The sequence below is a fragment of the uncultured Salegentibacter sp. genome (assembly GCF_963972535.1).
Classification (GTDB): domain Bacteria; phylum Bacteroidota; class Bacteroidia; order Flavobacteriales; family Flavobacteriaceae; genus Salegentibacter.
The window spans coordinates 1-7786 of the sequence record NZ_CAXAVR010000113.1 but is presented as its reverse complement, the minus strand read 5'-3'; the positions used below and the strand labels follow the sequence as shown (position 1 = coordinate 7786).

Here is a 7786-nt window from a genome sequence, read left to right as displayed (position 1 = left end):
TTAAGACTTACCATGACCGAAAAAGAAAAAATGCTTTCAGGCCAATTATACCTGGCATCAGATAAAGAAATTGCAAAAGATAGGTATAATGCAAGACTCATATTTCAAAAAGCAAATAGGTTAGGGGAAGAAAAAGCAGATGAAAGAATAAAGCTCTTCTACTCCTTATTTGGAAAAGCAGGTAAAGATCTATGGATAGAGCCTCCATTTTATTGTGATTATGGATATAACATAAAAATGGGCGACCAGGTTTTTATGAATTTTAATTGCTGCATTTTAGATGTTGTAGAAGTAAACATTGGAAACAATGTATTTTTAGCGCCCAACGTACACATTTATACCGCAACGCATCCCTTAGATGCCAAAACTCGAGATTCACTTTTAGAACATGGCAAACCGGTTACTATTGGCAATAGCGTGTGGATAGGTGGCGGTGCAATAATTTGTCCGGGAGTTAGTATTGGCGATGGAAGTGTAATTGCAGCGGGAGCGGTGGTAGTAAAAGATATTCCACCAAACGTACTGGTGGGCGGAAACCCGGCTAAAATCATTAAAACATTAGATAATAATCAATAGAATTATAAAATTTATATATTATTGTAATAATTATTAAAAAATCATCATTTTCAATATAATTCCATAAAATTCATCAATCAAATAGAATGTACAAAAAATCACTCTTTTTAGCTTTCACCGTGTTTTTCGTAGCAAATTCTTATAGTCAATTAAATGTAAGCTACCATCAATCTAACCTTCCTTTTATTGGTATAGGCTACGATATAAATGAGCGCCTTACTCCAGAATTAAGACTGGGCACCGATCAATTTATTTCAGATTTATCAGTAGAAGCTGTGATTACCTATAAATTTCTGAAAAAAGAAAATTACGATTTTTATGCGGGCCTGGGATATAGAGTTAACGCTTTTGAAGGACTTGTAGCACCCGTTGGACTTAACTTTTACCCGTTTAACGAGAAAAAATTCGGTTTTCACATAGAAGCTGCTCCTATTCTATTTGATGCCGATATACTTAGAGGGAGTTTTGGGATACGCTACCGCTTTCTTTAAATCCGTAAAATTCTTACTGCGGAGAATTAGCAAACTATTTCTGAGCACGCTCCTAAAGCAAGCTTAAAAACATTCAAATCTCAATTATCAAATAAAATTTATGAGAAAAATCACAATAATTATCTTGTTTTTTCTAGTTGCTACACTTGACGGGAAATCACAAAATTTGGAAGTCGGGTTTGGACTGGGAACAGGTTCAGCATATATGTTTGAGAATGCCGATAATAATATTGATATTGATTACTCGCTACCCTTTAGTTCATATCTTGATCTAAAATATTCGAAACCTGATTCTTATTTCGGACTTAAACTTAAATTACAATATTTAAACTCCGCAATTGAAGGCAGAAATTGGAAAAGTTCTAATGAACCTATTGATGGCGATGTTACTTCACTAACTTCTATGATTCTGTTAGAGCACCTTAAAGAAAATAGCAAATGGAATTTTGGCTATAACTTTGGTTTTGGCTATACCCACCAGGAATTCAGACAGGATTTAATTAATTTATCTCCAGTAGTTGATCGTAATTTTATGAGTGTCAGTTTTTCCGGAATTATTAGTTCTAAGCTAAATAACAATTTAGCCCTGCAATTAGAACCCACTTTACTTTGGACTGATCTTGTAGGTTCGTTCAGAGAAAGCGATAAATGGCAAATTGGCGGGGAAGATGTCAGCATTTTAATGCAAATAGGAATTAAATATAAAATTCATTAGCATCCCCACGCAACCTTTTTAATGTTTTCGCATCTAATTACAGAAAGAACTACTAAATTCAAATAAGATGGGGAAATTTATTAAAATATGCTTAGCTCTAATACTTTTCTGCTCTATTGGCTGCAGCGAAGATTCTTTAAGTGAATCAACAGAGGAAACGGGAGAAGCAGTAAGAAATTCTTTTGATGGAGCTTCTTCTGAAGGTACTGGAGAACCAGACAACGGGAACGGTGATTCCGATTCCTCTGGTATGATAACTGCAGGAGAATGGAACGACCTTGAAAACTGGAACTTTTGGCTTGAATTAAAAAACACCCAGGATTTTGCCGAAAAACTAAACCATTGGGATTTTTTCTTTAATAACCGGATTTCAGTTTCTATACAAAATATGAGTGCACTGCCTGTTATAGATGCCGTTATAGAATTAAAAAACGAACAGGCTAACACAACCTGGTCTGCCAAATCTGATAATAATGGAAAGGCTGAGTTATGGATAAATCCTTTTGAAAATTCCTCAAATTTCAGTCTAAGCAATTATTCGCTATGGGTAAATGGCGAAAAGATTAATACTACTTTAAAAGGAATTGGCCAGGGGATTAATGAGATTCAAATAAAAAACACCGAGGTAGTCCCAACCAATGTGGAAATTGCATTTATTGTAGATGCTACCGGCTCCATGGCAGACGAGTTAGAGTTTCTAAAAGATGACTTGAAGAGCATTATTCAAAAAGTTGAAAATTCAAATTCTAATCTTGATATTTTCACATCCTCGGTTTTTTACCGCGATACTGAAGATGAATACCTTGTAAGACATTCAGGTTTTTCAAGTGATATAAATACCACTTTAAGTTTTATTAATAACCAATCTGCAAATGGTGGTGGCGATTTTCCAGAAGCCGTACATACCGCTTTAAATACAACATTAAACGAGCTACAATGGTCTACCAGCGCCCCCACCCGTTTGGCTTTCTTAATATTAGATGCCCCACCACATCATAATCAACAGGTTATTGCTGATATTCAAAATTCAATAAAAAAAGCAGCTGAAAAAGGAATTAAACTTATACCTGTTACTGCAAGCGGAATTGATAAAGAAACCGAATTCCTGATGCGCTACTTTTCCATGGCTACCAATAGCACTTATGTTTTTATTACCAATCACAGCGGGATAGGCAATGACCATATTGAACCTTCTATAGGTGAATATGAAGTAGAATTTTTAAATGAATTACTAATAAGATTAATTACCAAGTATGCTGAGTAATTAAATCCAAACTTTTACGAAATTACTTAGAAGGCTAAAGTTGTTATTCTCTATAAGAAAGCTTTTCTTGTAGAAAAAAGATGCCACAAGAAGAACCCAAAGTTTGGTATGCCTGTTATGGTTCCAATTTATTAAAAGAACGCTTTAGCTGTTATATTGGTGGCGGTCGCCCTGCTAATGCCAAACGCGTTTATCCCGGTTGCTCTAATAAAACCCTACCCGAAAAATCTAAGGGAATTACTATAAATGGCGAACTTTATTTCGCTAAATCCTCAAAAACCTGGAGTGGTGGTGGTGCCGGATTTATAAAATCTGACTTCGATAAAAATATAGAAACCCTGGGTAGAATGTACCTCATCACCCAGCAGCAATTTATTGATTTGGTACAACAGGAAATAAAATTTGAAGGTGATTTTGATATAGATCTCCAACACGTAATTAAAAATCGTAGCCTGGATATGAAAAATAATTCCTGGTATGGGAAAATTATTTACCTGGGCGAAGATGAAAACTGTCCTATCTTCACTTTTACCAATGAAGATTATTTAAAAAATGAAATAAATTCCCCACACGAATTTTACCTGAAAATAATTATTGAGGGTCTCAAAGAAACCTACGATATGAATAATGCTGAAATCGAATCTTACCTAAAAAACAAAGTAGGAATTAAAGGTTTCCCCATTGAAGGTAAATTACCACAGCTCATAAAAAACCGAATGTAATTTTCATATTTTTAATTAGTCAATTCTATACTTATGAAGTCTGAGAAAGTAAATTTAAAAGATAAATTCGCACTTTTCAATGAACACTGGACGCCTAAAATTATTGGCCAACTCAATGGGCAACAGGTAAAATTAGCCAAATTAAAAGGTGAATTTGTTTGGCACGATCATAAAGAGGAAGATGAAATGTTCCTGGTTATTAAAGGAAGTCTAAAGATTGAATTTCGTGATAAAACTATTCGTTTAAATGAAGGCGAAATGTATATCGTCCCAAGAGGTGTAGAACATAACCCCGTGGCCGTAGAGGAAGCCTGGATTTTACTTTTTGAGCCCGCGAGCACCAAACATACAGGCGAAGTAAAAGACAAACTCACCATCGAAAACCCAGACTGGATCTAAGGTTTCCCCACCTATTCCTAAATTTTCTAAAAGCAATAATAGGATTGTAGCACTTTAATTATTGGGAAAGCTATCTTTGCAAACTTCAAAAGCTTTTAATTTCTAATTTGAAAATTTAATAAAAAGCTTTAAAACAAATCTTATGTCCTTTAAAAAACTGAATATTCCGCTTAAAGAAGCTTTGGAAAGACTGGAAATTGAAAGTCCGCTTCCATTTCAGAAACAAATTTTACCCAAAATTAAAAGCGGTCGGGATCTTTTTATCGTTGCTCCTGAAGGTTCGGGAAAAACTACGGCACTCGTAATTAGCACGATTCAGAAATTAGAAAGTGCGGCATTTGAAGATGCTCCCCGTGCACTTATTTTTGTGCAAGACAAAGAAGCTGCCCTGGCGCTGGAAGAAGAATTCAACAAATTCACTAGATATATGGATTTAAGAATCTTTAGCGCTTTTGATGCACCCGATATAGAAAAACAGAAAAATGAAATTTACGACGGGGTAGATATCGTTATCGCCACCCCTAAAAAACTATTTAAACTTTTTAAAATTACCGGCATCAATGTAAGTCAGTTAAAAGTGCTCGCGGTAGAAGACGCCGAATTTTTAACCAAAAACAGCGATTATAACGATCTAATTAGAATTCCGCAGCATATCACAAAATGCCAATACCTGGTTTTTGCCTCTACGATGAATCCAAAAATTGAACGCTTAAAAGATTCCTTTATGGCTCGTGCCGAAATGCTTAGACTAAAGGTATAGTAGATTTTTCGTATTTTAGAATATGCTAAAATCTATAAGTTGTTTTATCTTAATTTCCTCTTTTGCTATGAGTTTAAATGCGCAAGATCTTTCTAAACACCAATGGAAAGATCGCCTAATTTTGATTATTGCTGAAGAGAAAAACGAAAAATTCCAGCAACAACTTATCCAACTTCAAAACCATAAAAACGGGCTTGACGACAGAAAATTAGTCGTTTACCAAATACTACCCGAAACATATAGCACTGGATTTAAAGAAGAAAACTGGAAGAATTCAAATGAACTTTTTCAAAAATATAAAGATAAAAAAAGTGAATTCCAGGTATTACTTATTGGTTTAGATGGCGGCAAAAAACTGGAAGAAACCGAAATACTTTCTACCGAAAAACTTTTTAACACTATAGATAGTATGCCCATGCGCCAATCTGAAATGAGAAAGAACAGGTAAGCCTACAAAAACCTCAATTTCAGCAATTCTTCAGCTTTTTCTTTATATTTATTGTGAAAACAAAATTTTAATTTCGAGGAAAGTCTTAAAATACTTAATCCTCGATTATCGAGTTGTATGCAAAAATCCTGTTTGGAATGTGGCGAAAAAATTGTAGGTCGCGTAGATAAGAAATTCTGCAGCGATTATTGCCGTAATGCACATCACAACAACCTCAACAAAGACAGGAAAAACCTGGTTAGAAATGTAAATAACCTGCTTCGCAAGAATTATCGCATTTTAGAAGAATTCAATCCAAACGAAAAAACCACAATTAGTAAAAATAAATTACTCGCACGTGGTTTCAATTTTGAATACTTTACCAGCATCTATACAACCAAAACCGGGAAAGTGTATTATTTTGTTTACGACCAGGGATATCTTCCTCTAGAAAATGGAATTTACGCCCTGGTTAAACGCAGTTAACCGCACACTAAAACATAGTTTATTTCCTAATAGGGGATTAGATCAAAAATTAATACTAAATGAAATTTATAAAATCGACTTTTACAATTCTAGCCTTAATATTTCTAACCTACTCTTGTGGCGTTCAAAATAAGATGCAAAATACTACAACAGCAGATGAAATGCTTATCAGGATTTCTGAAATTAAAATAGAAGAGCAGTATCTCGAAGCGTATATAAAAATTCTAAAATATGAAGCTGAAGCTTCTGTTAGGTTAGAACCAGGCGTTATTTCTATCTACCCTATGTTTCAAAAAGAAAACCCTACCGAGATAAGAATATTAGAAATATATGCAGATAATGAAGCCTACAAAGCTCATCTAGAAACACCGCATTTCAAGGAATATAAATCTTCAACACTTAATATGGTAGAATCCTTGAAACTTATAGATATGGAAGCAATCGATGCTGAAACAATGTCGAAGATTTTTAAAAAGCTTGAATAATTAAAATCAAGCTTTTTACCACAAAGATTTAAATCTCGGTTATCGTGTTTAAGCAAAGTCCTTAATCTCCCCAATTATTACTTTTTAGACGCACCGCTGCCCTAAGCACATCACTCTGGCTAATTTGCCCTATAAGTTTGCCGTGTTCAACAATTGGAAAACGCCTAAACCGCTTTTCAATAAAGAGTTTTGCGGCATCCATAACATTCATATTTCCGTCTATGGTTTCCACATTACAAGTCATTCGCTTACCAATAGTAGTATCTTCTAAGGGCATATTGTAATACTGGCTGTCTGAAATTTGTTTCATACAATCTCCTTCAGAAATAAGACCTACTAGTTTATTATTGTCATCTACCACACACCCACCAGATATTTTATGTTTGGTCAGTTTTTCGGCAACATCTAAAATATTCTCGTGTTCTTTAAAAGTAACCAGTGAGGTACTCATATAATCTCTAACCAACATGGGTGCGCTCTTCGGCTTCTCCGGTTCCGCCCTTTTTCCCTGAAAACTTTTAATACCCATAACTTAAATTTTTGATTACTAATAACTTAAATATAGGTAAAATTTAATTATTCTGAAAGCCTGCTTTCCTGTATTACTATTCCTTAAAATCTTAAGTATCTTTAAATCCTGTAAACCTTTTGTTTTTTTCTGAATTATGCTGAAGAATATACCTCGCTTTTTCTCTTTCATTTTTATTACCATTGCAGTTTGGTTTAGCTTTTACAGCAGCCAACCAAAAAATATTGAAGCTAAAGATGCGCCTGAAACCACTTTTTCTACCCAACGCGCTTTTAAACACGTGGAAGCGATTGCGCAGAAACCACATTATGTAGGGACTGAAGCTCATAGCCGCGTAAGAAATTATATTGTAGGCCAGTTACAGGAAATGGGCTTACAGGCGCAAACTCACGAAGATTATACGCTTACTAAAAGCGGCACGCTAGTGCGTCCTCAAAATATTTTAGCACGTTTAGAAGGCAACGGAAACGGTGAAGCTTTGGTGCTTATGACGCATTACGACAGTAATCCGCATTCTTCTCCCGGTGCCAGTGATGCCGGCAGCGGAGTCGGAACCATTTTAGAAGGAATCCGCGCTTTTCTAGCTGAAAACAAGAAACACGAAAATGATATTATCATACTGTTTACCGATGCCGAAGAACTCGGTTTAAATGGCGCCGAACTTTTTATAAAAGATCATCCCTGGGCTAAAGACGCCAAACTTGCTCTTAATTTTGAAGCCCGCGGCAGTGATGGCGATTCTTTTATGTTCCTGGAAACAAATTCTGGAAATGCAGGGCTTATTAATTCTTTCAAAGAAGCCAATCCAGAATTTCTAGTTACGAATTCGCTGGTTTATAGCGTTTATAAAATGCTGCCTAACGACACCGATCTTACTGTTTTAAGGGAACAGGGAAATATCCCGGGTTATAATTTTGCATTTATAGACGATC

General features: G+C 35.2%; 12 protein-coding genes. 11 read left to right on the top strand and 1 reads right to left on the bottom strand.

The genetic code is table 11. The features are described from left to right. Positions 1–12 precede the first annotated feature (12 nt). From AACZ30_RS11615 to AACZ30_RS11570, 10 genes are all read left to right on the top strand, one after another. Positions 13–576 (top strand): sugar O-acetyltransferase, encoded by a 564-nt coding sequence (locus tag AACZ30_RS11615; protein WP_339649506.1) that lies wholly within the window; start codon positions 13–15, stop codon positions 574–576. Positions 577–662: 86 nt separating this feature from the next. Continuing rightward, the gene (locus tag AACZ30_RS11610; RefSeq protein ID WP_093305644.1) at positions 663–1067 is read left to right on the top strand and encodes a hypothetical protein; all 405 of its coding nucleotides are present in this window, start codon (positions 663–665) and stop codon (positions 1065–1067) included. A gap of 100 nt (positions 1068–1167) precedes the next feature. Beyond that, positions 1168–1782 (top strand): hypothetical protein, encoded by a 615-nt coding sequence (locus AACZ30_RS11605; RefSeq protein WP_075325156.1) that lies wholly within the window; start codon positions 1168–1170, stop codon positions 1780–1782. A 67-nt stretch (positions 1783–1849) separates the two neighbouring features. Next, a complete protein-coding gene (locus AACZ30_RS11600; protein WP_339649504.1) occupies positions 1850–3046 on the top strand; it encodes a vWA domain-containing protein in 1197 nt (398 codons plus the stop codon). 80 nt (positions 3047–3126) lie between these two features. Continuing rightward, on the top strand, positions 3127–3768 hold the full coding sequence (locus tag AACZ30_RS11595) for a hypothetical protein (RefSeq protein WP_339649502.1): 642 nt from the start codon (positions 3127–3129) through the stop codon (positions 3766–3768). A 33-nt stretch (positions 3769–3801) separates the two neighbouring features. Continuing rightward, the gene (locus tag AACZ30_RS11590) at positions 3802–4167 is read left to right on the top strand and encodes a cupin domain-containing protein (RefSeq protein ID WP_339649500.1); all 366 of its coding nucleotides are present in this window, start codon (positions 3802–3804) and stop codon (positions 4165–4167) included. 142 nt (positions 4168–4309) lie between these two features. Next, a complete protein-coding gene (locus AACZ30_RS11585) occupies positions 4310–4927 on the top strand; it encodes a DEAD/DEAH box helicase (RefSeq protein ID WP_339649498.1) in 618 nt (205 codons plus the stop codon). A 22-nt stretch (positions 4928–4949) separates the two neighbouring features. After that, a complete protein-coding gene (locus tag AACZ30_RS11580; protein ID WP_339649496.1) occupies positions 4950–5375 on the top strand; it encodes a DUF4174 domain-containing protein in 426 nt (141 codons plus the stop codon). 117 nt (positions 5376–5492) lie between these two features. Next, positions 5493–5840, top strand: a complete 348-nt coding sequence (locus tag AACZ30_RS11575; RefSeq protein WP_075325161.1) for a hypothetical protein — start codon at positions 5493–5495, stop codon at positions 5838–5840. A gap of 59 nt (positions 5841–5899) precedes the next feature. Next, on the top strand, positions 5900–6325 hold the full coding sequence (locus AACZ30_RS11570; protein ID WP_339649494.1) for a putative quinol monooxygenase: 426 nt from the start codon (positions 5900–5902) through the stop codon (positions 6323–6325). 61 nt (positions 6326–6386) lie between these two features. On the opposite strand, the gene AACZ30_RS11565 is transcribed toward AACZ30_RS11570, so the two are convergent. Next, positions 6387–6854: a CBS domain-containing protein gene (locus tag AACZ30_RS11565; protein WP_075325162.1), complete on the bottom strand. Its 468-nt coding sequence runs from the start codon at positions 6852–6854 to the stop codon at positions 6387–6389. Between the two features lie 136 nt (positions 6855–6990). On the opposite strand from AACZ30_RS11565, the gene AACZ30_RS11560 reads away from it, so the two are divergent. Next, positions 6991–7786 (top strand): M20/M25/M40 family metallo-hydrolase (locus tag AACZ30_RS11560; protein WP_339649492.1); only part of this gene is annotated, 796 nt, incomplete at its 3' end.

What these genes read in the sequence shown, in the direction of transcription:
- AACZ30_RS11565 (WP_075325162.1), bottom strand. Translation starts at nt 6,854, where the DNA reads ATGGGTATTAAAAGTTTTCAGGGAAAAAGGGCGGAACCGGAGAAGCCG.
- AACZ30_RS11615 (WP_339649506.1), top strand. Translation starts at nt 13, where the DNA reads ATGACCGAAAAAGAAAAAATGCTTTCAGGCCAATTATACCTGGCATCA.
- AACZ30_RS11570 (WP_339649494.1), top strand. Translation starts at nt 5,900, where the DNA reads ATGAAATTTATAAAATCGACTTTTACAATTCTAGCCTTAATATTTCTA.
- AACZ30_RS11590 (WP_339649500.1), top strand. Translation starts at nt 3,802, where the DNA reads ATGAAGTCTGAGAAAGTAAATTTAAAAGATAAATTCGCACTTTTCAAT.
- AACZ30_RS11605 (WP_075325156.1), top strand. Translation starts at nt 1,168, where the DNA reads ATGAGAAAAATCACAATAATTATCTTGTTTTTTCTAGTTGCTACACTT.
- AACZ30_RS11585 (WP_339649498.1), top strand. Translation starts at nt 4,310, where the DNA reads ATGTCCTTTAAAAAACTGAATATTCCGCTTAAAGAAGCTTTGGAAAGA.
- AACZ30_RS11610 (WP_093305644.1), top strand. Translation starts at nt 663, where the DNA reads ATGTACAAAAAATCACTCTTTTTAGCTTTCACCGTGTTTTTCGTAGCA.
- AACZ30_RS11600 (WP_339649504.1), top strand. Translation starts at nt 1,850, where the DNA reads ATGGGGAAATTTATTAAAATATGCTTAGCTCTAATACTTTTCTGCTCT.
- AACZ30_RS11580 (WP_339649496.1), top strand. Translation starts at nt 4,950, where the DNA reads ATGCTAAAATCTATAAGTTGTTTTATCTTAATTTCCTCTTTTGCTATG.
- AACZ30_RS11575 (WP_075325161.1), top strand. Translation starts at nt 5,493, where the DNA reads ATGCAAAAATCCTGTTTGGAATGTGGCGAAAAAATTGTAGGTCGCGTA.
- AACZ30_RS11595 (WP_339649502.1), top strand. Translation starts at nt 3,127, where the DNA reads ATGCCACAAGAAGAACCCAAAGTTTGGTATGCCTGTTATGGTTCCAAT.